This window comes from Clostridium puniceum, assembly GCF_002006345.1.
Taxonomy (GTDB): domain Bacteria; phylum Bacillota; class Clostridia; order Clostridiales; family Clostridiaceae; genus Clostridium; species Clostridium puniceum.
In genome coordinates, this window is the sequence record NZ_LZZM01000183.1 from 1 (window position 1) to 26,827 (window position 26,827).

A 26,827-nucleotide genomic window follows, 5' to 3' on the forward strand; every position below is an offset into this window, starting at 1 on the left:
ATATTAGTATTAGCATATGGAACTAACTTTATTATATAAATTTAATTGCAAAATATATATTATAACTTTATAGGAAGATGATTAAATACATTTGTGTTTAATCATCTTTTTGCTTTTTTACATTAGTAAATAAAATAAAAAAACAAAGAAACTACTAAAAATTTATAAAAATAAAACAAAAAATTTACTAAAAATATATTGAAATATTTATGAAAACGATATATAATAAATACATGCTAAATGAAGAATTATTTAAATATCTATTAAAGTAATTAGATAAAATTAGTAGAAGAATATAGCTTGTAAGAGGGGTTGATAACTAAGGTGAAGTAATTAATAAAGTGTTTGAAAAGCTTTAGATATAAATGCAGGAATTATACGATTATATAGTTAATAGAAAATTAAGTAACTAAATTATATTTTAGTAAGTAACTAAAATATAAAAATAAGGATTCGTTTAGTTTGTAAATTAAAAATAAATATTTATGAGATATTTTAATAATTAATGTCTACAATAAATATATGAAGGGGATGTTATTAATGGCTAAAAATTATGACCAATTAGCAAAGGACATTGTAAAAAATATTGGTGGAAAAGAAAACGTATTATCATTAGTACATTGTGCTACAAGATTAAGATTTAAATTAAAGGATAAAGAAAAGGCTAATAAATCAGCGCTTGAGAGATTAGAAGGAGTTATTACAGTTGTAGAAAGTGCTGGACAGTATCAAGTTGTAATTGGTAATTCAGTAGGAGAAGTATATAACACTATTGGTAATGTTACTGGAGTTGTACTTAATTCTAATAATGAAGAAGGTTCAAATGATAAAAACGGCTTTATAAGTGCTGCAATAGATACAATTTCAGGAATATTTACACCAATACTCGCAGCTATGTGTGGTGCTGGTATTTTAAAAGGATTACTTATGCTTTTTACAACAATGGGGTGGTTAGCAGATTCAAGTGGTACATATAAAGTCTTATATGCCGCATGTGATAGTGTTTTCTATTACTTGCCTATAGTGTTAGCTTATACATCAGCTAAGAAATTTAATGCGAATCCTTTTGTAGCAGTATCTGTAGCAGGTGCGCTTTTATATCCTAGTATGACAGCATTATTTTCTGCTAAAGAAAGCATTAACTTTTTAGGAATTCCTGTTGTATTAATTAGTTATCCATCAACAGTTGTACCTATAATTCTAGCAGTATATGTTTTATCAAGGTTAGAAAAGCTTTTAAATAAAACTCTTCCAACAGTTTGTAAGAACTTTATCACCCCAACAGTTTGTTTAGCTGTAATAGTACCATTAACATTTTTAGTAATTGGACCAGTAGGGGATACATTAGGTAGATTATTAGCAAGTGGATATACTTATCTTTATAATATAAATCCAATGGTTGGTGGAGCGATAGTTGCAACAGTTTGGCCAATACTTATAATTTTTGGTCTTCATTGGGGATTTGTACCTGTTGTAACAAACAATCTTGCAATTTATGGACGTGATACTTTATTTACAATAACAGGTCCAAATAACTTTGCTCAAGCAGGAGCAGCACTTGGTGTTTTCTTAAAAACAAAGGATACAAAGTTAAAAGCTATCGCAGGATCAGCAGCAGGAACAGGACTTTTTGGAATAACTGAACCAGCAATATATGGTGTAACATTAAAGTATAAGAAGCCATTTATAATTGCATGTATATCATCTGGAATAGCAGGTGGAATAACAGGTTACGTAGGAGCAGGGGCAAGTGCTCTTGTAGGAGCAAGTATTTTAACTTTACCAGCATTTATAGGTCAAGGTTTTGTAGGATTTTTAATTGCTTGTGTAATAGCTTATTTTGGAGGTGCAATTGGAACATATTTATTTGGATTTAATGATAGTATGATTATTAATGAAGAAACACAAGAATCTAAAGAAATAACAGATGCAGACTTGAAAGAGATAGAAGTAGCAAGTCCAGCAAATGGAACAGTAATGATTCTATCAGACGTTTCAGATAAAGCTTTTGCAAGTGAACAATTAGGAAAAGGTATTGCTATTGTTCCGGAGGAAGGAAAAATATATTCACCAGTAGATGGAACAGTTGAAGCAGCATTTCCAACAGGTCATGCTTTTGGATTAAAATCGAATTCAGGTGTAGAAATATTAATTCATATTGGATTTAATACAGTAGAATTAAATGGACAATATTTTAATGTTAAGGTTCAAAGTGGTCAAACTATTAAAAAGGGTGATTTACTTGTAGAATTTGATATTGATAAAATTAAAGCAGCTGGATATGAAATTACAACACCAGTTTTAATAACAAATTATAGTGAATTTAGCAGTATAATTCAAACTAATGATACAACAAAAAAAATTGGTGAAAATATTATTACTATAATAAAATAATGAAATATTCATTAAAATTGATTAGAAATAATAATTGTTAAGCCTAATATGAAAAATTCTCCAGACACTATAATATGACTGGAGAATTTTTTTATTACATTGTTTACCACTTTACCCAAATAGCTTCTCATACATTCTAAGGCTTTTTATTTTCTATCATTTAAAATTAATGATTCTATTAAATGATGATATGCATATGGAGTTATAAGATTCACTTTTCGTGAAGTTGTTATTAAATTATCTAATCTTCTAAACCAATTATTGGAACTGTAAGCAAGCTAAGCATTTATGCAATAGTATAATTTAAGAAACTATAGTACTTTAAAGTACTTACTTTGCAAATAATAATATATAAATTATTATGATATCAGAAGGCAGGCAAAACATTGTTTGTATAATTCAATAACGGAAAGAGGTGAATTTTATGAAAAAAATAATGTCATTATTATTATTAGCTTGTATTGCAACTGGAGGGATTGCACAGTATACTTCAAGTGCTGCAAGTGCAGAGACAAAAGCTATAACAGCAACTTCTAATGGGGAGAAAAAATCACAAGTAAGTAATATCAATAAAGCAAAAGCAGTATTGAACAGTCTTGAATCAGGAGATCCTAAAGCTATAATAGATTATGTTAGCAAAGATGGTTATATACAACATAATTTAGCATTTGCAGATGGTAGACAAACTATGCTAGATGTACTTCCAGCTCTAAAGGCAGCTGGAACAACAGTTAAAATCGTAAGAGCATTTCAAGATGGTAATTATGTATTTTTACAATCTGAATACAATTTATTTGGAGCAGGAGAACAAGCTGGATTTGATGTATTTAGATTTAAAGATGGTGTAATTGTAGAACATTGGGACAACCTTACTGCAGTAGCAAAACCTAACCCAAGTGGACATACACAATTTGATGGAGCAACAGCAATTAAAGAGTTAAATAAAACTGAAGAAAATAAATTATTAGTTAGTAACTTTGTAAGAGATGTATTAGGAGGTCAAGATCCAAATACAATAACTAATTACTTTGATGGAGATAAATATATCCAGCATAATACAGATATAGCTGACGGACTTTCTGGATTAAGTACAGCATTAGAAAGTTTATCTAAACAAGGAATTTCAATGGTTTATAATAAAACTCATTATGTTCTTGGGCAAGGTAACTTTGTATTAGCTGTAAGTGAAGGAACATTTGGTGGAAAGCCTACATCATACTATGATTTATTCAGAGTAGAAAATGGTAAGATAGCAGAACATTGGGATGTTATGGAAACTATAGCTGATAAGTCAACTTGGAAGAATAACAATGGTAAGTTCTATAAGAGTGCTATTTATCAAAATTAATAGCATTGAAGATTTAGTAATGTAATCATTAGTATTATTAAATTTATTAACGTGAAGATATTAGTAATATAATTAAGGAATATTTCAATACATTTAAAACAAGGGATGTAATATGAACCACCTTCAAAAATTAAATTGAGGTGGTTCTTTTTAAAGTAGAAACGTTATTCTAAAATTCAGATGAGCATTAAAGCCCATCTGAATTAAGTTTCACTTTATAAGAAGTTCCCCATTCAACCATAGAATTAAGGATAGGTCTTAAACTATATCCAGTTTCAGTTAATGTATAGTCAACTCTCGGAGGGACTTCAGCATAAACTTTACGAATAACTAGTCCAGATTCCTCCATCTCTCTTAAATTTTGAGTAAGAACTTTTTGGGTTATTGAACCAATTGATTTTTTTAGTTCACCAAAGCGTTTTGTTCCTTCAAGCAAATCTCTAATTATTAACACTTTCCATCTATTACCCATAAGCTGCAAAGTCATTTCAACAGGACAAGCAGGTAATTCTTTAGCCATCTAAACACACTTCCTTTCTTAATAGTATACTTTGGGATACTATAGCACTTTAAAGTGCTTACTTTACATTAGATATTATAGAAATTATTATAAGATTAAAGATTAAAAAAAGCAATAAAAATTAAATTGCTATAACTTAGGGGGAATTTTTAATGAAAACTAAAGATTATTTTAAGATATTAAGGGAAATAAAGGATGTTTCTTTTGCAACAGTTGATGAGGATGGACATCCACAAGTTCGTATTATAGATGTAATGATAATAGAAAATAAAAAATTATATTTTGTTACTGCAAGAGGTAAAGATTTTTATAAGCAATTGGAAGAAAAACAGGAAGTAGCAATAACAGGTGTAAACAAAAAATATCAAACTGTTCGTTTAAATGGTAAGGTTAAAAAATTAGAAAAGGGCTGGGTAGATAGAGTTTTTGATGAAAATCTTTCAATGAATAATGTTTATCCTGGCAAGAGCAGATATATATTAGAAGCATTTTGCTTATATGAAGGTCATGGTGAATTTTTTGATTTATCTGTAAGCCCAATTTTTAGAGAATCTTTTTCTTTTGGAAATTGTGAGATTGAGAAAAAAGGGTTTATTATTTCAGAAGAATGTATTGGCTGCAATTCTTGTGCAAAAGATTGTCCGCAACAATGTATAACGAAGGGGTCTCCATATGTAATAAACCAACTCAATTGCTTGCATTGTGGATTATGTTTTGAAAGATGTCCAGTTAAGGCAATAAAAAGAATTTAATATATTTAATAATATTTAATAATATTATTAAATATAGCAAGTTAAAAATATAATTTGCTTTAACATGTATTAGGAGGAATCAATGATTAAAAATATATTTAAGTTGTATGTTGATAGATGGGACTTTTTCCTTAATCTTATATTGCAGCATTTAGAACTTTCAGCTATTTCAATTTTAATAGCAGCTATATTGGGGTTATTACTAGGAATTATTATTAGTGAATATAAGAAAACATCACCTATTGTCTTAGGAATAACAAATTTTATTTACACAATACCATCTATATCTCTACTTGGATTTCTTATTCCTTTTTCAGGAATTGGAAATATGACAGCCATAATAGCACTTACGGTATATGCCTTGCTGCCTATGGTTAGAAGTACTCATACAGGAATAGAGAATATAGATTCTTCAATTATAGAAGCTGCAAAGGGAATGGGAAGCACACCTTTTCAGGTTTTATACAAAATAAAAATACCTCTTGCACTAACAGTCATATTATCAGGACTTAGGAATATGGTAGTTATGACAATTGCTCTTGCAGGTATTGCATCATTTGTTGGAGCAGGAGGTCTTGGAGTAGCTATATATAGAGGAATTACAACAAATAATGGTGTCATGACAATGGCCGGTAGTTTGTTAATTGCATTATTAGCATTGATACTTGATTTTCTTATTGGAATAATTGAAAAAGTGATAAAAAAGAAATGGAGATTAATATAATGAAAAATTTAAAAACTAAAATATTTACAGCTTTTACAGCTGTTGTCTTAACTGTGACAGTTTTCTTAACGGGATGTTCAAAAAACAGTGGAACAATTAAGATTGCCACAAAGCCAATGACAGAACAATTAATACTAAGTGAGATGTTATCATTACTTATTAAAGATAACACCAATCTTAATGTAGAAATCACAAAAGGTATTGGTGGGGGAACAAGTAATATTCACTCTGCCATTGTAAAAGGCGACTTTGATTTATATCCCGAATATACAGGAACAGGCTGGAGTGAAGTTTTGAGGGAAAAGGGCCTTCCAGATAATGATACGCTTTATAAACAACTTAAAGAAAAGTATGAAGAGCAATACAAATTAACATGGGTTGGGTTATATGGATTTAATAATACATATGGACTTGCAGTTAGAAAGGATATTGCAGAAAAATATAATATAAAAAGTTATTCTGATTTAGCAAAATATGCACCAGAGCTTACTTTTGGAGCTGAATATGATTTCTATGAAAGAGAAGATGGATATAAGGCACTTTGCAATGATTATGAATTTGATTTCAAGAAAACATCAGATATGGATATAGGATTGAAATATAAAGCTATAAATTCTAAAGAAATTGATGTAATGAATGTATTTACAACAGATGGACAACTTAGTGCATCTGATGTAGTGGCTCTTAAAGATAATAAAAACTTTTTCCAAACATACTACTGTGGAACTGTGGTACGTGAAGATACACTTAAGAAATATCCAGAACTTAAAGAGGTTTTAATGAAGATGCAAGATATAATAACTGATAGTGAAATGGCTAAATTAAATTATGAAGTTGAAACTAATAAACGCGACGAAAAAGATGTTGCAAAAGAATTTTTAGAAAGTAAAGGCTTATTGAAAAAATAATATAAGTGGGTGAGTAAAATATGAATAATGATGCAACTATTCACTTTGATAATGTTTCAAAAGGATATAATGGAAACTTAATATTAGATAATTTTAATTTGAAGATAAATAAAGGTGAATTCATAACTATAATTGGTAGCTCAGGATGTGGCAAAACTACAGCCCTAAAGCTTATTAACGGATTGCTCGCGCCAGACAGTGGAAAGGTATATGTAGATGGAAACGATATTGCTACAGTTGATCAAATCCAACTAAGAAGAAATATAGGATATGTTATTCAAGGCGTAGGATTATTTCCACATATGAATATAAAGAAAAATATAGCATATGTGCCTAACTTAATAAAAAAAGAGGATAAGAATAAAATATTAAACAATGTTAGTAATTTAATAAAAGTAGTTGGAATGAGTGAAGATATTTTAGAGCGTTATCCAAGTGAACTTTCAGGAGGGCAACGTCAAAGAATTGGCATTGCAAGAGCATTAGCGGCTTCACCTAAAATATTGCTTATGGATGAACCTTTTGGAGCTGTGGATGAAATAACTAGGAGACTACTGCAAGAAGAGATTTTAAATATCTATGAGAAACTTGGAGTAACAATTGTATTTATTACTCATGACATTAAAGAAGCTTTAAAGCTTGGAACTAGAGTTTTGGTTATGGATAAAGGGAAAATTATTCAAGCAGGAACACCTTCAGAAATTGTAGGCCAACCGAAAACTGATTTTGTGAAAGAACTTGTAGGAGTGAAGTAACATGAATAAAATAGAACAGATTGACTTTTTAATAAAAGAATTAATAAATGAAGAGGAAAAATATAAAGGCATTAGCATTCCAAAAGATTATGAAGGGAAACGCAAATTATTACGTTCGTTAATGAATATTAGAGAACCTTATGAGGCTAGTGATGAATTTATTAAAGTGCAAGATGAATTTTTAATAAATGAATCCAAAGAAAAGGGAACTGTAGAGTTGAAAGATTTAGCAACGTTAAATGAGATGTTTCCAGATAAGAATAACAAACATGGAGATGAAATAACGCTATGGCAAGGTGATATTATAAGCTTGAAAGTAGATGCAATTGTAAATGCAGCTAATAATCAAATGCTAGGATGCTTTGTGCCATGTCATGCATGTATTGACAATGCAATCCATTCAGCAGCAGGAATTCAGCTTCGTCTGGAGTGTAATGAAATAATGAATAAGCAAGGGGTTTTAGAGCCAACAGGAAGTGCTAAAGTTACTGGTGCTTATAATCTTCCATGTAAACATGTAATTCATACAGTAGGTCCGATTATAAGTGGAAAATTAACTGATGAGGATTGCAGGAAGCTTGAATCTTGCTATAAATCATGCTTAGAAGTAGCTGTAGAAAATAATATAAAATCAATTGCTTTTTGCTGTATATCAACAGGGGAATTTCATTTTCCAAAAGAAAAGGCAGCAGAAATGGCTATAAAAACAATATGTGATTTTTTAGATGATAATAATGAAAAAATAGAAAGGGTTGTTATAAATGTTTTCAAAGAAGAAGACTTTCAAATTTACAAAAACTTATTCGGATAATATTGGAGAAGTGGTAGAACTAATTAAAAATGCTGATTGTATATTGATTGGAGCTGGATCAGGACTTTCAGCTTCTGGAGGTATAAACTATGCATGTTCAGAACTAGCACAAAAATGGTTTCCTAAATATTATGAAATGGGACTTAAGAGTATTCTTGAAATACAATCAGTATTTTGGGAGATAAGCGAGAAAAATATACTTTCATATTGGGGATATTGGTCTAATCATATTCAAAATATTCGTTACAATACTCCTGTTATTAAACCTTACGAAATATTATTTGAACTGTTAAAAGATAAAGAGTACTTTATTTGTTCAACTAATGTAGATGGGCAATTTGAAAAAGCAGGATTCCCAAAGGAAAAGATTTTTGCACCACAAGGTGATTATGCTTTATTTCAATGTTCAAAACCTTGCACTCAAGATGTTTATGACAACAAGGAAATGATAGATAAGATGATTAATAATATGAGGGATTCTATAAAGATTAAGGAAGAAGATATTCCAAGATGCCCTAAATGTGGTAAGTTTTTAGTGCCTAATCTTCGTGTAGATAATTCTTTTGTGCAAAAACCGCATTTTACTAACATATCTAAATATGAAAAATTTGTTAGAGAAGCTAAAGATAAAAGGCTTGTATTATTAGAATTAGGGGTAGGATATAACACACCAGGAATTATAAGATATCCATTTGAAAACATAACTAATCATTATCCATATGCTAACTTAATAAGAATTAACTTGAATTGTGCAGAGGTACCTACAGAAATTGAGAAGAAATCAATAAGCATATCAGATGATATAGGAAAAGCATTGAGTGACATTCTTAATTACTCATGTGAAAAGATAGAATAAGATATAAACTTATATAGAGGAAACATTATCTATATAAGAACAAAGAAATTAGTGTGGAGGATAAGTATGGAAATAAAAGAGTATTTAAAAATTTTAAAAGAGGAAATTCATTCAACAGTATTTGCAACGGTTGATGAAAATGGGCTTCCACAGGCTAGAGTTATTGATATTATGCTTGTAGATGATAAGAGTTTGTATTTTATTACGGCTAAGGGAAAAGAATTTTATCATCAACTAATGAATAAAAAATATGTAGCCATAAGTGGAATGACTGGTGGCAAAGGCTCTTTAAATAAGAAAGCAATTTCTCTTCGTGGAAAGGTCAAAAATGTAGGTCAAGAATTATTAGATAAAGTATTTGAAGTAAATACATATATGTGTGACATATATCCAGAAAAAGAAAGTAGAATGGCTTTGGAAGTCTTTCAATTATATGAAGGACAAGGAGAATATTTTGATTTATCTACAAAGCCTATCACAAGAGAAGCTTTTACACTCGGAGAAGCAGTGGAAGTAAAAGGAGGGTATTTTGTCACAGATAAGTGCAGAGGGTGTAAAATATGTTATTCAAAGTGTCCACAAAAATGTATTGATATATCTGTAAAACCAGTGGTAATTAAGCAAGAAAATTGCTTACATTGTGGAAATTGTATGTCAGTTTGTCCATTCAGTGCAGTTGAAAAAAGATAATTAGAGTTAATAGAGAACATACAAATATTCAAATGACAAGACTATATGACATTGTAAAGACATGAGGGAAAAAAATATGTCATTGCAGCTTATATGGAAAAAGGTAACTTTTCGGAAGAAATGTGGAATTTTTCAGAGTAAGTATAGAAAAAATAAATAGCTTTATTAAAATAGCAGATGAATTAAAATACCTGCTATTTCAAATCAGCCTGATTAATAAATAATGCTAATTCAGTTCTACTACTTAATTCTAATTTTTCAAATATCTTGGTTAAATAATTTTTTACTGTACCTTCTGTTAGAAAAAGTAGAAGACAAATATCTTTATTACTTTTACCTTGAGCAACAAGTTTTGCAACCTCTAGTTCTCTTTGGGTAAGCAATTCTAATTTCTTTTTATACTCATTTATTTGAGCAGGAGTCTGCTTATCCGTAGACATTGAATTATAAGCTCTAACAATTTTAGTAGCTACTTCAGGATCTAGAAGCATATTTCCGTTATAAGCTGTTTTAATAGCTTTGATTATATAATCAGAGCCTGCATCTTTCAAGATGTATCCATCAACACCATGTTTAATTCCTTCAAATATATATTCATCTTCATTAAAGGTAGTTAATATTATCACCTTTATATCTTTATATTTTTCTTTAACAATCTTGGCTGCCTCAACTCCATCCATTATTGGCATTCTGACATCCATAAGAATTACATCAGGAAATTGCCCCTCACTGAGAATTTCTAATAACTGCTTTCCATTTTGGGCTTCTTTTATAATAGTTATGTCATCATCTAAGCTTAAAATCATTTTTATTCCTTCTCGCACAATTTCCTGATCATCAACTAATATGACATTTATCATAATTTATATTCACCTCATTTCATTTATACTTGAACAAATACAGAATACAGGGATACCTAGTAATTAATAACTAGGAAGTAACTATATTTATATTGGAATAGATATTTTTACTCCAAAGCCTAAGTTATTATGACTAAAGTAATATGTTGTACCACTTAACAACTTTATTCTATTTTCAATTCCATTCAATCCATTTGATTTAACAATATTTTCACAGCCTATTCCATTATCAGTAATAACAAGCTCAACATTTTCACTAGTCATTGTAATTTTTATATTAATTTCTGTTGCACTGCCATGCTTTAAGCTATTAGTTATAGATTCTTGTATTGTTCGATATAGTGAAGTTTTAATTCCTGGACTTAATTCATCAAGGGTTCTATTCTTATTGAAAGTAATTTTTAGATTGCTAAAAAGATAAAAATTAGTAATAAGTTTTTCTATTGAACCATTAAAATCTTTTATTTCAAGCTCTGAATTAAGAAGAGTGACTACGGTTCTAAGGTCATTAATACTTGATTTTGCTATTTTCTCAGATTGGGATAATACTTCCTCTACCTTTTGAGGTTTAGTAGTGCATATCTTTTTAGCAAATTCTAAATGCATGGCAAGAGCCATTAGGGAATGACCTAATGAATCATGAAGCTCTTGTGCAACTCTTGTTCTTTCCTTAGAAATAGTTACTTCTTCTACTTCCAGTGCATATTCCTGAAGTTTTATGTTAGCTATCTTTAATTTTTCATTTAGATGTTTTATTTCTTCTTTTTCTATTTCTAGAGTTCTTATGCTGTATAACATACCAGCTAGGCCTACGTAAGCTAATAAACTAATCCCCATGACAATCATTATTATTGAAGTGTTAATATCATACCTTTTTATGAGAGTTAAATAAAGAAGTAAAAAAAATAGAAAAAAATGCATTGAAATAAATAACTTTATTTTCTCTTTTTTTTCTTTAAAGATATCATCTAACAAAGCATAACCATAGGTAAAAATACTTACACTTGGCACAGCATTTTGAAGCACTGATACAGTGCAAATATTAATAAGCAACATTATATGGAAAAGTCTCCCTGAGGTTTTGTTTTTTATATTTATTAAATATGAATTAATCATTATTATGGTAATTAAACAAAAATATAAAATCATCAAGAAATAGTGATTTGTATATTCAAAATAAATACTTATGTATATAGATATAAAGATTATAATAAATATCATGAATTTAATAGTTGAAAAATAATTCTTTACTTTTAACATTTATTATCACTCAATTCTTTATAAATTATTTGTTTTTATTATATCATTGTTCCTATATATACATATATGACTAAAGTCATATATTGTTTGATAACTAAAGTAACTATGACTGAAAAAGATTTAAATATAAAATCTATTTATGGTAGTGTACCCAAATATATTAAATAACAAACATTAAAAATGATTAATCCAATAATACTTATATATATAAATAGGGGTGTGAAAATGAAAAAAATAAAAAAAATAGTTATATTTGCAGTTGTTATTGTAGCAGTAATAGGTGCTATAGTAGTTAAAAATAACTTATCATCAAGTGCCAAAAAAGCAAATGTTGCAGTTACTGTAAGTAAAACAGCAGTTGAAGTACAAAGTGCAAAGGCAGTGCAAAAAAATTCAAGTGATACATATAAAGCAACTTTGGAAGCATCTGAGCAAGGTATTATAAATAGTAAGATATCAGCAAGAGTTATTTCGGTATCAGTTGAAAATGGACAACATGTAAAAGCTGGTGACGTAATAGTCACTCTAGATGCTCAGGACATACAAAATAATATAGAAGCTTCACAAAGTCAATTAAAGGTAACTGAGCAACAATTAAATTCTGCGCAAGTATCTCTAAAAAAGTTTAAGACTAGTTTGGATGATGCTAATCGTAACTATGAAAGACAAAAAGCTCTTTATGAAAAGGGAGGCATATCAAAGGCTGATTATGAAGCAGCAGAAAAAACTTTAACCAATGCACAAGCTGATTATGAAGCAGGAAATGTAAGTATTGAAACATCAAAAGCTAATATAGAAGTACAAAAAGTAAGTATAGCTAATTTACAGGACAGTTTAAATAATACTGTGATTAAAGCACCTATAAGCGGTGTTATAAGTGACAAAAGCGTAAATATAGGACAAATGGCATCTCAGGGGACAGCCCTTGCAAAGGTTAATAATATAGCAGCTGTATATGCAACAATACAAATTCCACAAGATAAAATAAACAATGTAAAAGTAGGACAAGCAGCTACAGTTACCTTTGAAGGAAGTGATCAATCTTATAGTGGAGCTGTACAAAATATAAATTTATCAGCTGATACTACTGCAAGAGTTTTTGAGTGTAAAATAAAACTAGATAATAGTGATAATACACTGTATCCAGGAACTTTTGCAAAGGTAGAGCTCTTTAGTGATCAAAAAACTGAAATTATTACTGTTCCAATAAATGCTTTAGTTGGAAGTGAAGGGGATTATTCTGTTTTTATAAATGATAATGGCGTAGCTAGAAAACAAAAAGCTACAATTGGAGAAACTGAGGAAAATAATGTACAAATAACCTCTGGTATAAAAGATGGAGATGAAATAATCTGTACAAATACGAGTACGTTGCAAGATGGTGATGAAGTGGAAATAGTTTCTAATGAAAATAGCAATGATTCAGAAGAAAGTTCTAAACAAAATGGTGACAATGCAGAAGCAGTTTCTAAATAGGAGGGATTACAAATGAATATAGCTAATTTGAGTATTAAAAAACCTGTATTTATAACAGTTATAATGATTGCCCTCACTATTTTAGGTTATACTAGTTATCAAAAATTAGTACTTAATGATATGCCTAATGTAGACATGCCTTATGTTTCAGTTATGATTATAGAGCCAGGGGCAACACCTGAACAAATTGAATCAAAGGTGACAAAAAAAATAGAAGATGCAGTAGGAAAAATTTCTGGAATTGATACTATAACTTCTACTGTAAGCGAAGGCTCTTCGCAAACAACTATAGCATTTGAGTTAAGCAAAGATGGTGAAGTAGCGGCACAAGAAGTTAGAGATAAAATTTCTACTGTTAGAGGAGAATTACCAACTGACATTAATGATCCAATTATATCTAAATTTGATATGTCGGCTTCATCAATTTTATCTATTGCTGTTTATGGTTCAAATGACACTCAAAAAATGACAGATTTTATAGATAACACTTTAAATAAGAAACTATATACAGTATCAGGAGTTGGATCAGTAGATGTATCTGGTGAGGATACACGAGAAATTCATATAAAGCTTGATAACGATAAGCTATTATCTTATGGCTTATCACCAGGTGATGTTATAAATAGCATAAAAAAAGATAATATAGATCAATCAACTGGAAAGGTTGTTGATGGAAATAATGAAATTTCTATTACAACAAATAGTAAGATAAAAAAAATAGAAGACTTTAAAAATATTTTAGTAACTAAAAAGAATGATGCAGAAATCAGGGTAAAAGATGTTGCAAAAATAGAAGACGGATTTGAGGAAAAAAGCAGTATTGCATACTATCAAGGAAATCAAGCAATTGGTATTGACATAGTTAAGCAATCAGGTGCTAATACTGTTGAAGTAGCAAAAGATGTTAAACAAATAATAAATGAAATTAAAGCTTCTTTACCAGAAGGTATACAGGTTGATATTGTTAGTGATAATTCCACATCAATAGAAGAAAGTGTTGATGAGGTTATGAAAACAATTATTGAAGGATGTATATTAGCAGTTATTATAGTGTTCCTGTTCTTAAATGAATGGGAAAGTACACTTATAAGTGCACTATCTCTTCCAATTTCAGTTATAAGTACTTTTATATGTATGAAATTTATGAACTTTTCATTAAACTCAATGTCATTAATGGCACTATCACTGGCCGTTGGTCTGCTAATTGATGATGCTATAGTTGTTATAGAAAATATTGTACGGCATCTGCATATGGGTAAATCTGCTGTAGAAGCAGCAAAGGAAGCTACATCAGAAATTGGATTTGCAGTAATAGCAACAACTTTAGCTGTTATATCAGTATTTTTCCCTATGGCAATGGTAGAAGGAATGGTAGGAAAATTCATTATTGAATTTGCACTTACAGTTGTGTTTAGTATGATAGTTTCATTGTTTGTATCCTTTACCCTTGTACCTATGATGTCATCTAAAATGCTTAAGGGAGAAAAAAAAGAAAGTAAAACATTTATTGGGAAGTTTTTCAAATGGTTTAATGAGAAATTTGATATTTTTGCTGAGAAATATTCACAGTTATTAGTTTTAAGCCTTAATAAAAGATTACTAGTTTTAGGTATTTCAGGCGCCATGTTTGTAGGAAGTATAGGATTAGGTTCAACATTAGGCTTTGAATCACAGGTTGCCACTGATAATGGTCAGGTTAATGTTAGTGCAGCATTTGATTCAGGAATAACGCTAGATAATGCATCAGAAAAAACTAAGCAGTTTGAAGCTGTTATTAGTAAATATCCAGAAGTAAAGTTTATGTATTCAACAGTAAGTAAGAGTAAAACATCAATTAAGATTTCGTTAGTTGATAAAAAGCAGCGTAAGGATAGTTCAAAAGCAATAGCAGAAAAGCTTAGAAGCGATCTGCAAGGTATTTCAGGGGCTCAAGTCACAGTAACTGCTGCATCAGGTGCTGGTGGAGGTTCAAAAGATGTAGCTTACAATATTGTTGGAGATGATAGAACAAAGCTTCAAGCCTTTGCAAATAAGATGGCAGAAGAAATGTCTAAAGATCCTAACGCAAGAGATGTTAGTACAAATAGTAAATCTGGGACACCACAAGTAAGGATCGAGGTGGATCGTGATAAAGCAGCAGATTTAGGGGTTAGTAGTTCAGATGTTGCAAGTATGCTATCAACATTATTTAATGGTTCAACTGTAAGTAAATATGATGGTGGGAAAGATAGATATGATGTAAAAATATCTATAGATGATAGCGAACGTAAAAACCTTAATGATCTTAACAATATTTATGTTTTAGGAACAAAAGGTCAACAAGTTCCTTTAAGTCAAGTAACTAAAAAGGTCGTTGAAACAACTTCTTCATCGTTACACAGATATAATAAGCAGCCACAAGTTGAGGTTTCTGCTAATGTTACAGGAATATCTTCAGGTACTTTTGAAAGTAATTACAAGGCAAAGATTCAAAGTCAACTTCCAGATGGAGTTTCATTATCTGTAGGAGGAACTAGTGGGATGATGGCGGAAGGTATGCAGAGCTTAATGCAAGCTATATTTCTAGCAATACTTTTCTTGTATTTAGTTATGGCAGCGCAATTTGAAAGTTTTATTGATCCTATTTCTATAATGTTTGCCTTGCCACTTGCAATTATTGGAGCTGTAATTGGATTATTCGTTTTTGGAAGCTCTATAAGTATGATTTGTATGGTAGGTATTATTATGCTTATGGGATTAGTTGCAAAAAATGGAATTCTTCTTATTGACTCTGCAAAGGAAAAAATGAAAGAGGGTATTCCTATAAAAGAAGCTTTAAGAGAAGCAGGATATGTAAGATTGCGTCCTATAGTAATGACTACTTTGGCCATGATATTTGGTATGATTCCAGCGGCTATAGCAACAGGATCAGGTTCAGAATCACGTGCACCTATGGCGCAGGCAATAATTGGTGGATTAATTACATCTTCAGTTTTAACGCTATTTGTAGTACCAATCGCATATACAATACTTGATGATTTGAAAAATAAATTTAATAAGTTAGTTCATAAAAAATCATCAAAAATTGATGATGAATTAAACTCAAATTTATAGATATTATAGACAGTTAAAGAGACTATACTAAAATTTAATTTAGTTGGATTTAATTTTAGATATAGTCCTTTTATTTAACTGGAATATATTTTAATTAATGAAATGAATTTTAATTTGATAGTATAGATTATTTATTAAAAAAATAAAAGCAAAACCTACATTAATTATAAAAAGAGCTAGTTTTTAAATAAGCATTTAAGAGGAGGATACATATGAGAAAAAATATTAATAAATTAATTGCCTTTGCAATTGGAATAAGTGTTATAAGCGGAAATGCTATCACAGCATTTGGAGAAGAGGATGTACAAAATAACACTACTACTATTAATGAAACAACAGCGGATACTACTAATACTGGAGTTATATATGTACAAAATCAAGTGAAAAAAGATCAGGTAACGCAAAAGCCAGTTCTTACTTTACAGGAATCTATAGATGCAGCCATTAACAATAGTGATAAACTTGCTTTAAAGTCTAAAGAGATAAAATTATATGAGGATAAACTAGATATTCAAGATGAACTTGATGATATTCAAGATAATGATGATAACGACTTTCCTTATGATAAACTTGAATTAACAGTTGATCAAACTAAAGAACAAAAAGATTATATGGAAGATCAAATAGCACAAGATATCACAAATAAATATAATGATTTAATTACAAGGAACAATGAAATTGATCAGATAAAAAAGCAGTTAGAAATTAAGACTATAGAAAATGGATATGTGAAGCTAAAAAAAGACTTAGGATTAGCAACTGAAATAGAAATAAAAAATGCAGACGTTGAGTTTCAAAAGCTAAAAAATAGTGAAAAAGCTAAAGAAGATCAATTAAAAAATGCTCAAGATTATTTTAAAATATTAACGGAAAAAGACTTAAATAATTATTCTTTACAAGAGGAGCAAGAGTTTGAAGCATTTAAGATAAATAAATCTCAAGATGAATATTTTGATAATGTTATAGATAAATATTACAAATATGACAAGAAGATTTTTGAATTAACTAAGGACAATTTAGATGATAATAAAGTACATCGACCAAGTAGCAGTGATAAACCTGATAAAGATGATTTTAAATCATCTGATGAAAATGGAAATCAAGTTTTTGATTCAGAGGGATATGCAAAAGCAGAACGAGAATATGAAAATTCATTTACTGATTATGGAACCTATCTACAAAATAAATATAATTTAAGCAGTAGTAAAGTTTCTTTAGAGGAAAACAAAAAAAATCTTAAAAAAGGATTAAAGGAAAGTTATGCGAAGCTCATAGATATGGAAAATAGTATCAATGTAGCCAAATCTAACATAGAGGTAAAGAATAATGAACTTAGTATTGCAAAGCTAAAATATGATCAAGGGTTAATAACTAAAATAGCATATGATAAACAAGTTATAGATAACGATACTTTAGAAACAGATTTAAGAACTTCCATTAATGACTACAATACATTAAAAAATCAAATTCAAAAGCCTTGGCTGCTTAGTTAGTGGCCTAAGCTAAAGTATTGATGATGGATAAGATTTAAAAAAATAAAATTTGAAAAAATTTAAAGACATGGTTTAAATTTTTTCAAATTGCAGTGTGTTTCTTAGGAGTTAGTTTTTATGAAAAAAGAGAATCTTAATAATAAATTCCAAAATGATTTTAATATACTTAAAGACATATTTAGTGTCTTTAAGTTAACAAATAAGTATTATATTAAATTATGTAAAAAGTTAAATATGAAGGAAATAGAATTTCAAGCATTATATTTAATTTATATAAGTAAAGATAAAGGTGTAAAAATGTCTTTATTGGGTGATGAGCTAGAAATTGTAAAATCAGGAGTAACAGTTTTAGTTGATAGACTATCATTGGCAGGATTAGTTAAAAGACGTCCAGATTTAGAAGATAGAAGAATCATGAATGTGATTATAACAGAAAAAGGAAATGAAATTATGAATGATGTATTTCGAAATAATGGAATTTTTAAAGTGTCTGTGTTAGATTTTATACAACAAGACGAAAAAGAGCTTTTATGTAACTTAATAATTAAAGTGAAAGAAAAGCTGGAAAGTAACATATAAATTATAAATATATTTATAATTTATATGTTAAACAGGGGGGCTAAGCACGAGGCCACTGAAAAAGCACCCTTAAATTTTCACTGTTTGAATTGGTAAAATAAGAGAGCCATTAGAACCATTTCTAAAGGCTCTCTTTAATATTTTTAGATATAAAATATTAAATATTTTCAGTTTATCAGTGACCTCGCTAAGCACCTCTCTGTTTAACATGGTAATTTAATAGTAAAAATAGATCCTTTCCCTAACTGGCTATCCACTTCTATTATCCCTCCACATAAATTGATAATTCTTTTTACAAGGGCTAGTCCTAAGCCATTGCCTTCAGAAGAATGGGATTTATCTCCCTGATAAAACTTGTCAAAGATATGTTTTTGCACATCTTCGGTGATACCAACACCAGTATCCGAAATGATTGCTGTAATCCAGCCAGAAGATTGTTTTAAGGTGCATGCAATTATTCCATTATCTGGTGTGAATTTTATTGCGTTATCTAATATATTTACCCATACTTGTGATAATAATTCTTCACTTCCATAGAAAGTAATTTCATCTAAATTAATATCTAAGTCAATATTTTTGTCAGACCATTTTGGTTCAAGAAATAATAAAGTTTGTCTAAATTGCTCATCTAGTTTAAAGTTTCTTTTTTCTGCTATGATTCCTTGATTTTCAAGTTTTGAAATTTGTAGAATAGTATGGATCAAATTAGACAATCTTTTTGTATTGTTAAGTATTTTTTCAATATATTTATTTCTTTCTTCTTCTGTCAGATTACTGTCCTGAAGCAGCATTGTATATCCATCTATAGAGGCAATAGGCGTTTTGAATTCATGAGAAACATTGTCAATAAAGTCATTACGAAAAGTTTCAATATTATTGAGTTCATTCACCATAATATTAAAATTGTGTAACATTTTTTCTAGTTCTTTGACAGGATGCTTTTCTTGATTTATTTTAATATTAAAATTACCTTTTGCGACTTCAATTAACGCTTCACTAATTTTTATAATTGGAGGTAATATTATCTTTCCTATGATAGCTGCAATAATTGTTCCTACAAGCAAACTAATAATATATAAATTAATAAGTGGAAAGAGTATGGAGCTTGAAGTTGGTATAGGAACTATATTAAAGTAGATATTTATAGTGAAAGAAATTACTGCTGATACTAACATAATAAAAAAAATGATTAATGAAGAAAAAAATATTGGTTTTAAGGTATTATTTTTATTCATGTTTCTTTACCACCTTATATCCAAGTCCTCTTACAGTTATTATTTCAAAATCATTATTACTTTTAAAACGATCTCTCAGACGATTAATATGTACATCTACAGTTCGGATATCTGTCTCTGAATCAAGGCCCCAAAATTCATCCATAAGTTCTTGTCTGGTAAATATACGATTAGGGTAAGAGGCAAGTTTATATAAAATATAGAATTCTTTTTGTGGAAGTACTGTTGCTTCACTATTTTGATATACGGACAAAGAATCGTATTCCAATAAAGTTTCGCCAATACATTGTTTTTTTTCATTAATAATTTGTGCTCTTCTTAGCAATGCTCCAACTCTTAGCACCATTTCATTAACATTAATGGGCTTGATCATATAATCATCAATTCCAAGTAGAAAACCACGCTTAATATCTTGAAAGCTTTCCTTAGCTGTAATCATTAATACCGGAAGATTAAATTGTGCATCTCGAATAGATTGAATTAGTTCAAAACCATCCATATTAGGCATCATAATGTCAGAAAGAATTAAGTCAATATATTCTCTATCTAAAACATTAAGTGCTTCAACACCATCCTTTGCACTAGTAGTTTTATATCCATTTTTGACCAAGACAGTACTGAATAATTCACAAAGTTCTACATCATCCTCTACGATTAAAATATGAAACATTTCAACAACCTCCTTCAATTGTATTAATTATATAATATTTTAACTGTTTTTTTGCGCCATAATATAAAGCTTACATCAATTATAACTAACAAATATAAATTGAATATAAACTCATACTTGTAGGATTTTTGAAAAAGATTCAATTATTAAAATGAAAATTAACTAAAAAGTTTAAATTGAGTTAATAATTCTATGCTAAACTCCGTATTAAATATTTGTTAATGGTAGATATGAGTCAAAAATGAAATAGTATCCGATTAAGGTTATAAGTAGGAAGTATCACTCTAGAAATAGAATGGTATTTTATAATTATCGGATTAATAGAAGAAATATTTTGTGTTAAAAAATAGGAGGGCAAAAATGAAAAATATAAAAAAAATAGTTATATTTGCAGTTGTTATTGTAGCAGTAATAGGAGTGATAGTAGTTAAAAATAACTTATCAGCAAACAAAAAAAATGAAAATGTTGCAGTTGTTGTGAAGAAAACTGCAGTTGAAGTACAAAGTGCAAAGGCAACACAAAAAAATTCTGGTGATACATATAAAGCTACTTTAGAAGCAACTGAGCAAGGGATTATAAACAGTAAGATATCAGCAAGAATTATATCCGTATCAATTGAAAATGGGCAATATGTAAATGCAGGTGACACAATAGCTACTCTAGATGCTCAAGATATAGAAAATAATATAAGATCTTCAGAAAGTCAATTAAAGGTAATTGAAGAGCAATTAAATTCTGCACAAGTAACTCTTAAAAAGCTTAAGCTTAATTTAGATGATGCTAAGCGCAACTATGACAGACAAAAAAATCTTTATGAAAAGGGTGGTATATCAAAGGCTGATTTTGAAGCTGCTGAGAAGGCTGTAAATACAGCAGAAGCTGATTATGAGGCAGGAAACGTGAGTATTCAATCAGCCCAAGCAAATATAGAAGCACAAAAAGTAAGTATAGCTAATCTACAAGATAATTTGAAGAATACAGTAATTACAGCTCCCATAAGTGGCGTAATAAGTGATAAGGCTATAAATATAGGACAAATGGCAGCTCCTAGTGCAGCACTTGCAAAGGTTAATGATATATCAGCTGTATATGCAACAATACAAATACCGCAAGAAAAAATAAGTAGCACAAAAATTGGACAAGCAGCTACAGCCACTGTTGAGGGAAGTGACAGAGTCTATGATGGAACTGTTCAAAAAATAGATTTGTCAGCTGATACTGCGGCTAGAGTATTTAGTTGCAAGATAAAAATAGATAACAGTGATAAATCACTGTATCCAGGTATTTATGCAAAAGCGAAACTTTTAAACTCAGAAAAAACTCAAGTGATAGCTGTGCCAATTAATGTTTTAGTTGGAAATGAGGGTGATTATTCAGTTTTCATAAATGATAATGGAAAAGCTAAAAAGCAAAAAGTAAAAATTGGAGAAACTGATGAAAAAAATATAGAAATAACAGAGGGTATAAAGGATGGGGAGCAAATAATCTGTACTAATACAAGTACATTACAAGATGGTAATGAAATAGACGTAGCTTCTAGCAAAGATGAAAATTCATTAGAAACAAATACTAAACAAAATGGTGATTCTGCAGAAGAAGTTTCTAAATAGGAGGGATAACAAATGAATATAGCAAATATTAGTATTAAAAGACCAGTATTTATAACAGTTATAATGATTGCCCTCACTATTTTAGGTTATACAAATTATCAAAAGTTAGTACTTAATGATATGCCAGATGCAGATATGCCTTATGTTTCAGTTGTTGTTACACAACAAGGGGCAACACCACAAGAACTTGAAACAAAGGTAACAAAAAAAGTTGAAGATGCAGTTCAAAAAATTTCAGGAGTTGACACTATAACATCTACTGTAACAGAAGGGGTTTCACAAACTACTATAGGATTTGAATTAAGTAAAGATTCTGATGTGGCAGCACAAGAGGTTAGAGATAAGGTTTCAAGTATTAGAGGGGAATTACCAACTGATGCTAATGATCCGGTTATTTCTAAATTTGATATGTCAGCATCATCTATAGTATCTATTGCTGTTTATGGATTGGATGATAATCAAGAATTATCAGACATTGTAGATGAAACTATAAAACCAAAGCTATATACAGTTTCTGGTATTGGATCAGTAGACGTATCTGGTCAGGATACAAGAGAAATTCATATAAAGCTAGATAATAATAAATTATTACAGTACGGTCTTACATCAAGTCAAGTAGTAAACAGTATTAGAATTGATAATATTGACCAATCAAGCGGAAAAGTTACTGATGCAGATAATGAGATTTCTATTACTACAAATAGTAAGATACAAAAAATTGAAGACTTTAAGAATATTTTAATAACTAAGAAAAATGGAACAGAAATCAGATTAAAAGATATCGCAAAAGTTGAAGATACAGTTGAAGATAAGACAAGTCTTGCTTTTTATCAAGGGAAACAATCAATTGGTATAGATGTAGTTAAGCAATCTGGTGCTAATACTGTTGAAGTAGCAGAAGGTGTTAAATCAAAATTAAATGAGATTAAAGCATCTTTACCAGATGGTGTACATGTTGATATTGTTAGTGATAATTCAGAATCAATTCAAGCCACAGTAGAAGGCGTTAATCATACTATTATAGAGGGATGTGTACTCGCAGTTATTATTGTATTCTTGTTCTTACATGAATGGGAAAGTACTCTTATAAGTGCATTATCTCTACCAATATCAATTGTAACTACTTTCATTTGTATGAAAATGACGAACTTTTCATTAAATACAATGTCTTTAACAGGGTTATCACTGGCCGTAGGGCTTTTAATTGATGATGCCATAGTTGTTATTGAAAATATTGTAACACATTTGCATATGGGAAAAGGTCCAATAGAAGCAGCAAGAGAAGCTACCTCTGAAATTGGATTTGCAGTAATAGCAACAACTTCAGCTGTTATTGCAGTATTCTTACCTATAGCAATGATAGAAGGAATGCTTGGAAAATACTTTATTGAATTTGCTTTGACTATTGTTTTTAGTATGGTAGTTTCATTGTTTGTATCTTTTACCCTTGTGCCTATGATGTCATCTAAAATGCTTAAAGAGGGGAAAAAGGAAAGTAAAACATTTGTTGGTAAGTTTTTTGAGTGGTTCAATGAGAAATTTGATAGCTTGGCTGAAAAATATTCACATTTGTTACTGAAGACTCTTAATTACAGATTACTAGTTTTAATTATTTGTGCAGTTATGTTTATAGGTAGTATTGGAGTAGGTACAAATTTAGGTTTTTCTATGCTGCCTTCCAGTGATAAAGGTCAAGTAACAGTTAGTGCAGATTTTGATTCTGGAATGACTTTAGATGCAGCATCGCAAAAAAATAAACAACTTGAGGAAATAATTAAAAGTAAGTATCCAGAAGTAGAAGGAATGTATTCAACTGTAAGTAAAAGCAAAACATCAATTAAACTTGAGTTAGTAGATAAAAAAGAGCGTAAGAATAGTTCAAGAGAAATAGCTGAAAAGCTTAGAACAGATTTAAGCGGAATTCCAGGAACTGAGGTTACAGTATCAGCTGCTTCAATGGGAGGCGGAGGAGGAGCCTCAAAAGATATAACTTATAATCTTGTAAGTGAAGATAGAGAAAAGCTTCAAGTATTCGCAGAAAAAATAAAGAAAGAAATGGCGGAGGATCCTAATGCAAGAGATGTAAGCAGCAATAATAAATCTGGTGCACCTGAAGCAAAGATAGATGTAGATCGTGACAAAGCTGCAGATTTAGGTGTTAATAGTTCAGATGTTGCAAGTACTTTGTATACACTATTTAATGGGTCAACTGTAACAAAATATGATGGTGGAAAAGATAGATATGATGTTAAAGTGTCTCTTGATGAAGATCAGCGTAAAAATCTTAATGATCTTAATGGAATTTACGTTTCAGGTTCGAATAATACTCAAATTCCATTAACACAAGTAACTAAGAAAGTTATTGGAACAACCTCATCAGAATTACACAGATATGGTAAACAAGCACAAGTTGAAATTTCTTGTAATGTTTCAGGAGTTTCAACAGGTACTTTCCAAAATCAATATCTTGAAAAAATCAAAAGTGAGCTACCAGAAGGAATTTCATTATCACTTGGTGGAATGAATCAGATGATGCAAAAAAGTGTGGCAAGTTTAATGCAAGCAATAGTGTTAGCAATTATTTTCTTGTATTTAGTTATGGCAGCACAATTTGAAAGCTTTATTGATCCAGTATCTATACTATTTGCTTTACCACTTGCAATTATTGGAGCAATGCTAGGACTATTTGTTTTCGGAAGTGAAATAAGTATGACAGCATTACTTGGTATAGTAATGCTTATGGGATTAGTTTCGAAAAATGGAATATTGCTTATTGATGCAGCTAAGGAAAGGATTAAAGAAGGAATACCTAGAAATGAAGCTTTAAAAGAAGCAGGACTCAAAAGATTACGTCCAATAATTATGACAACTTTAGCTATGATATTTGGTATGTTACCTTCAGCTGTTTCTACAAGCTTAGGTGCAGAGATAACTGCACCAATGGCACAAGTTGTAATTGGAGGCTTAATTACTGCTACAATTTTAACCTTATTTGTAGTGCCAATTGCATACACAATACTTGATGATTTGAAAAATAAATTTGAGAAATTAGCTCATAAAAAATCATCAAAAGTTAATGGTGAATTGAATTCAAATTTATAGAAATTAATATATTATAGGAATTTAAAGAGGCTATACTAAAATTTAAACAATGTTAATTTTAGATATAGTCCCTTTAAAATTATATATAGAAAAGTATAGAATTTAAATATTCATTTTTCCAACGGAATTTTAAAAATAATATAAATTTAAGAAATTACAGGGTAGTTTAACATCAATTATTCATTATTAATAATTAACTATTAATTATTAATTATTTAAGGAGGATATATATGAGAAAAAATATAAATAAATTAATTGCTTTTGCAATTGGAATGAGTGTTATAAGCGGAAGTGCTATACCAGCATTTGCGGCAGAAAATGTTCAAAATAATAGTACTAATACTATAAATGTAGCAACATCAGCGGTGACTATTACTACTACTAATGATGGTAGTACTGGTGCAATATATGCACAAAGTCAAGTGAAGCACAAGCCAGTTCTTACCTTGCAAGAATCTATTGATGCAGATATTAGTAATAGTGATAAATTTTCTTTAAAGGCTAAAGAAATAGAATTATATGAAGATAAACTAGATATTCAAGATGAAATTGATGAGGTTAATGATGAAGATAATGATTTTCCTTACGATAAAATTGAACTAATGGTTGACCAAAGTAAAGAACAGAAAAAATATATGGAAGATCAGATAGCACAAGATATTACTAATAAATATAATGACTTGATTACAAGAGAAAATGAAATAAGTAAAATAAAAAAGCGAATTGAAATTAAAACTACAGAAAATGAATATTTGAAGCTAAAAAAAGATTTAGGAATAGTAACTGATATAGCAGTAAAAAATGCTGAAGTTGAATTTCAGAAATTAAAAAATAGTGAAAAAGCAAAAGAAGATCAGCTAAAAAATGCTAAAGATTACTTTAAAGTATTAACCGACAAAGACTTAAATAATTATGAATTACAACAACAAGAAGAATTTAAAGCATTTAGGATAGAGGGGTCTCAAGATAAATATTTTGATGAAATTATAGATAAATATTATAAATATGATAAAAAGCTTATTGAACTAATTAAGGATAACTTGGAAGATAATAAAGTTGATAGACCAAATACTTCTGACGAACCTGATGAAGATGATTATACACATACTGTAGATAATGGAAATGGAACTACAAGTAAGGAATTCGATTCGACTGGATATGCAGCAGCAAAGGTAGCTTATGTAAAGGAGTGGGCTGATTATGGAACTTATTTAGAAAGTAAATATGACTACAGAAGTAGTAAAGTTTCATTGGAAGATAATAAGAAAAATCTTAAAAATGGATTAAAAGAAAGTTATGCCAGTCTGCTAGATATGGAAAATGGTATTATTGTTGCTAAATCTAATATTGAGGTGAAGAATAAAGAACTTAGTATTGCCAGATTAAGGTATGATGAAGGATTGATAATTGAAAATGAATATAATACATTAGTTTTAGACAATAAGGATCTAGAAACTGAATTAAGAAATTCAATTAATAAGTATAATACATTAAGAAATAAAATTCAAAAACCTTGGTTGCTTAATTAGCGGTCGAAGAGTGCTGTTCATAAGATTAAAAAAAAGAAAACCTTCAAAAACATAGATATAAAACGTTAGTTGAAATTAATTTTAAATATTTATGAAAGATATTAGATCAAGTGAAAGTAATTTAGTAATTTTGGATAGCAGCATAATAGACAATTGTTTAG

At 29.5% G+C, this 26,827-nt stretch carries 21 protein-coding genes; 16 read left to right on the plus strand and 5 right to left on the minus strand.

Going from position 1 to position 26,827, the window contains the following annotated elements; genetic code table 11:
• The first annotated feature begins 540 nt into the window (after positions 1–540).
• Positions 541–2,394, plus strand: a complete 1,854-nt coding sequence (locus CLPUN_RS15825) for a beta-glucoside-specific PTS transporter subunit IIABC (protein WP_077848218.1) — start codon at positions 541–543, stop codon at positions 2,392–2,394.
• 424 nt (positions 2,395–2,818) lie between these two features.
• Positions 2,819–3,742 carry a nuclear transport factor 2 family protein gene (locus CLPUN_RS15830; protein ID WP_077848219.1) on the plus strand — a complete coding sequence of 308 codons (924 nt, stop codon included), beginning with the start codon at positions 2,819–2,821 and terminating at the stop codon, positions 3,740–3,742.
• Positions 3,743–3,929: 187 nt separating this feature from the next.
• On the opposite strand, the gene CLPUN_RS15835 is transcribed toward CLPUN_RS15830, so the two are convergent.
• The gene (locus CLPUN_RS15835) at positions 3,930–4,262 is read right to left on the minus strand and encodes a winged helix-turn-helix transcriptional regulator (RefSeq protein WP_077848220.1); all 333 of its coding nucleotides are present in this window, start codon (positions 4,260–4,262) and stop codon (positions 3,930–3,932) included.
• Positions 4,263–4,414: 152 nt separating this feature from the next.
• On the opposite strand from CLPUN_RS15835, the gene CLPUN_RS15840 reads away from it, so the two are divergent.
• From CLPUN_RS15840 to CLPUN_RS15865, 7 genes are all read left to right on the plus strand, one after another.
• Positions 4,415–5,014, plus strand: a complete 600-nt coding sequence (locus tag CLPUN_RS15840) for a pyridoxamine 5'-phosphate oxidase family protein (RefSeq protein ID WP_077848221.1) — start codon at positions 4,415–4,417, stop codon at positions 5,012–5,014.
• 82 nt (positions 5,015–5,096) lie between these two features.
• Positions 5,097–5,738 carry an ABC transporter permease gene (locus CLPUN_RS27160; protein ID WP_143329070.1) on the plus strand — a complete coding sequence of 214 codons (642 nt, stop codon included), beginning with the start codon at positions 5,097–5,099 and terminating at the stop codon, positions 5,736–5,738.
• The gene (locus CLPUN_RS27165) at positions 5,738–6,646 is read left to right on the plus strand and encodes a glycine betaine ABC transporter substrate-binding protein (protein WP_143329071.1); all 909 of its coding nucleotides are present in this window, start codon (positions 5,738–5,740) and stop codon (positions 6,644–6,646) included. The genes CLPUN_RS27160 and CLPUN_RS27165 overlap by 1 nt, the downstream gene beginning before the upstream one ends.
• A gap of 20 nt (positions 6,647–6,666) precedes the next feature.
• On the plus strand, positions 6,667–7,401 hold the full coding sequence (locus CLPUN_RS15850) for an ATP-binding cassette domain-containing protein (RefSeq protein ID WP_077848222.1): 735 nt from the start codon (positions 6,667–6,669) through the stop codon (positions 7,399–7,401).
• A 1-nt stretch (position 7,402) separates the two neighbouring features.
• Positions 7,403–8,212 carry a protein-ADP-ribose hydrolase gene (locus CLPUN_RS15855; protein WP_077848223.1) on the plus strand — a complete coding sequence of 270 codons (810 nt, stop codon included), beginning with the start codon at positions 7,403–7,405 and terminating at the stop codon, positions 8,210–8,212.
• Entirely contained in the window at positions 8,163–9,068 is a 906-nt protein-coding gene (locus tag CLPUN_RS15860) for an SIR2 family NAD-dependent protein deacylase (protein WP_077848224.1), read from the plus strand. Before CLPUN_RS15855 ends, CLPUN_RS15860 begins: the two co-directional genes overlap by 50 nt.
• Before the next feature lie 66 nt (positions 9,069–9,134).
• Positions 9,135–9,758: a 4Fe-4S binding protein gene (locus tag CLPUN_RS15865; protein WP_077848225.1), complete on the plus strand. Its 624-nt coding sequence runs from the start codon at positions 9,135–9,137 to the stop codon at positions 9,756–9,758.
• Positions 9,759–9,952: 194 nt separating this feature from the next.
• Here CLPUN_RS15865 and CLPUN_RS15870 read toward each other — a convergent pair whose 3' ends face one another.
• A complete protein-coding gene (locus CLPUN_RS15870; protein WP_077848226.1) occupies positions 9,953–10,618 on the minus strand; it encodes a response regulator transcription factor in 666 nt (221 codons plus the stop codon).
• 87 nt (positions 10,619–10,705) lie between these two features.
• Positions 10,706–11,674: a sensor histidine kinase gene (locus tag CLPUN_RS15875; protein ID WP_242954156.1), complete on the minus strand. Its 969-nt coding sequence runs from the start codon at positions 11,672–11,674 to the stop codon at positions 10,706–10,708.
• Positions 11,675–12,103: 429 nt separating this feature from the next.
• On the opposite strand from CLPUN_RS15875, the gene CLPUN_RS15880 reads away from it, so the two are divergent.
• From CLPUN_RS15880 to CLPUN_RS15895, 4 genes are all read left to right on the plus strand, one after another.
• Entirely contained in the window at positions 12,104–13,354 is a 1,251-nt protein-coding gene (locus CLPUN_RS15880) for an efflux RND transporter periplasmic adaptor subunit (protein ID WP_077848228.1), read from the plus strand.
• A 12-nt stretch (positions 13,355–13,366) separates the two neighbouring features.
• Positions 13,367–16,447 (plus strand): efflux RND transporter permease subunit, encoded by a 3,081-nt coding sequence (locus tag CLPUN_RS15885; RefSeq protein WP_077848229.1) that lies wholly within the window; start codon positions 13,367–13,369, stop codon positions 16,445–16,447.
• Positions 16,448–16,659: 212 nt separating this feature from the next.
• Positions 16,660–17,940, plus strand: coding sequence for a TolC family protein (locus CLPUN_RS15890; protein WP_077848230.1), 1,281 nt, complete (start codon positions 16,660–16,662; stop codon positions 17,938–17,940).
• A 117-nt stretch (positions 17,941–18,057) separates the two neighbouring features.
• Positions 18,058–18,519 carry a MarR family winged helix-turn-helix transcriptional regulator gene (locus CLPUN_RS15895; RefSeq protein ID WP_077848231.1) on the plus strand — a complete coding sequence of 154 codons (462 nt, stop codon included), beginning with the start codon at positions 18,058–18,060 and terminating at the stop codon, positions 18,517–18,519.
• A gap of 203 nt (positions 18,520–18,722) precedes the next feature.
• Here CLPUN_RS15895 and CLPUN_RS15900 read toward each other — a convergent pair whose 3' ends face one another.
• Together CLPUN_RS15900 and CLPUN_RS15905 are read right to left on the minus strand one after the other, a co-directional pair.
• Entirely contained in the window at positions 18,723–19,754 is a 1,032-nt protein-coding gene (locus CLPUN_RS15900; protein ID WP_077848232.1) for a sensor histidine kinase, read from the minus strand.
• Positions 19,747–20,424 (minus strand): response regulator transcription factor, encoded by a 678-nt coding sequence (locus CLPUN_RS15905; RefSeq protein WP_077848233.1) that lies wholly within the window; start codon positions 20,422–20,424, stop codon positions 19,747–19,749. The genes CLPUN_RS15900 and CLPUN_RS15905 overlap by 8 nt, the downstream gene beginning before the upstream one ends.
• Before the next feature lie 360 nt (positions 20,425–20,784).
• On the opposite strand from CLPUN_RS15905, the gene CLPUN_RS15910 reads away from it, so the two are divergent.
• The 3 genes from CLPUN_RS15910 to CLPUN_RS15920 all read left to right on the plus strand — a co-directional run bounded on the left by CLPUN_RS15910 (position 20,785) and on the right by CLPUN_RS15920 (position 26,666).
• Complete coding sequence (locus CLPUN_RS15910) at positions 20,785–22,035, plus strand: efflux RND transporter periplasmic adaptor subunit (RefSeq protein WP_077848234.1); 1,251 nt, start codon at positions 20,785–20,787, stop codon at positions 22,033–22,035.
• Positions 22,036–22,047: 12 nt separating this feature from the next.
• On the plus strand, positions 22,048–25,137 hold the full coding sequence (locus tag CLPUN_RS15915) for an efflux RND transporter permease subunit (RefSeq protein ID WP_077848235.1): 3,090 nt from the start codon (positions 22,048–22,050) through the stop codon (positions 25,135–25,137).
• A 230-nt stretch (positions 25,138–25,367) separates the two neighbouring features.
• Positions 25,368–26,666, plus strand: coding sequence for a TolC family protein (locus CLPUN_RS15920; protein ID WP_077848236.1), 1,299 nt, complete (start codon positions 25,368–25,370; stop codon positions 26,664–26,666).
• Positions 26,667–26,827 lie beyond the last annotated feature (161 nt).

Coding starts and splice junctions, on each gene's coding strand:
- CLPUN_RS15825 (WP_077848218.1), top strand. CDS start 541: ATGGCTAAAAATTATGACCAATTAGCAAAGGACATTGTAAAAAATATT.
- CLPUN_RS15830 (WP_077848219.1), top strand. CDS start 2,819: ATGAAAAAAATAATGTCATTATTATTATTAGCTTGTATTGCAACTGGA.
- CLPUN_RS15835 (WP_077848220.1), bottom strand. CDS start 4,262: ATGGCTAAAGAATTACCTGCTTGTCCTGTTGAAATGACTTTGCAGCTT.
- CLPUN_RS15840 (WP_077848221.1), top strand. CDS start 4,415: ATGAAAACTAAAGATTATTTTAAGATATTAAGGGAAATAAAGGATGTT.
- CLPUN_RS27160 (WP_143329070.1), top strand. CDS start 5,097: ATGATTAAAAATATATTTAAGTTGTATGTTGATAGATGGGACTTTTTC.
- CLPUN_RS27165 (WP_143329071.1), top strand. CDS start 5,738: ATGAAAAATTTAAAAACTAAAATATTTACAGCTTTTACAGCTGTTGTC.
- CLPUN_RS15850 (WP_077848222.1), top strand. CDS start 6,667: ATGAATAATGATGCAACTATTCACTTTGATAATGTTTCAAAAGGATAT.
- CLPUN_RS15855 (WP_077848223.1), top strand. CDS start 7,403: ATGAATAAAATAGAACAGATTGACTTTTTAATAAAAGAATTAATAAAT.
- CLPUN_RS15860 (WP_077848224.1), top strand. CDS start 8,163: ATGTTTTCAAAGAAGAAGACTTTCAAATTTACAAAAACTTATTCGGAT.
- CLPUN_RS15865 (WP_077848225.1), top strand. CDS start 9,135: ATGGAAATAAAAGAGTATTTAAAAATTTTAAAAGAGGAAATTCATTCA.
- CLPUN_RS15870 (WP_077848226.1), bottom strand. CDS start 10,618: ATGATAAATGTCATATTAGTTGATGATCAGGAAATTGTGCGAGAAGGA.
- CLPUN_RS15875 (WP_242954156.1), bottom strand. CDS start 11,674: ATGTTGCTTATTAATATTTGCACTGTATCAGTGCTTCAAAATGCTGTG.
- CLPUN_RS15880 (WP_077848228.1), top strand. CDS start 12,104: ATGAAAAAAATAAAAAAAATAGTTATATTTGCAGTTGTTATTGTAGCA.
- CLPUN_RS15885 (WP_077848229.1), top strand. CDS start 13,367: ATGAATATAGCTAATTTGAGTATTAAAAAACCTGTATTTATAACAGTT.
- CLPUN_RS15890 (WP_077848230.1), top strand. CDS start 16,660: ATGAGAAAAAATATTAATAAATTAATTGCCTTTGCAATTGGAATAAGT.
- CLPUN_RS15895 (WP_077848231.1), top strand. CDS start 18,058: ATGAAAAAAGAGAATCTTAATAATAAATTCCAAAATGATTTTAATATA.
- CLPUN_RS15900 (WP_077848232.1), bottom strand. CDS start 19,754: ATGAATAAAAATAATACCTTAAAACCAATATTTTTTTCTTCATTAATC.
- CLPUN_RS15905 (WP_077848233.1), bottom strand. CDS start 20,424: ATGTTTCATATTTTAATCGTAGAGGATGATGTAGAACTTTGTGAATTA.
- CLPUN_RS15910 (WP_077848234.1), top strand. CDS start 20,785: ATGAAAAATATAAAAAAAATAGTTATATTTGCAGTTGTTATTGTAGCA.
- CLPUN_RS15915 (WP_077848235.1), top strand. CDS start 22,048: ATGAATATAGCAAATATTAGTATTAAAAGACCAGTATTTATAACAGTT.
- CLPUN_RS15920 (WP_077848236.1), top strand. CDS start 25,368: ATGAGAAAAAATATAAATAAATTAATTGCTTTTGCAATTGGAATGAGT.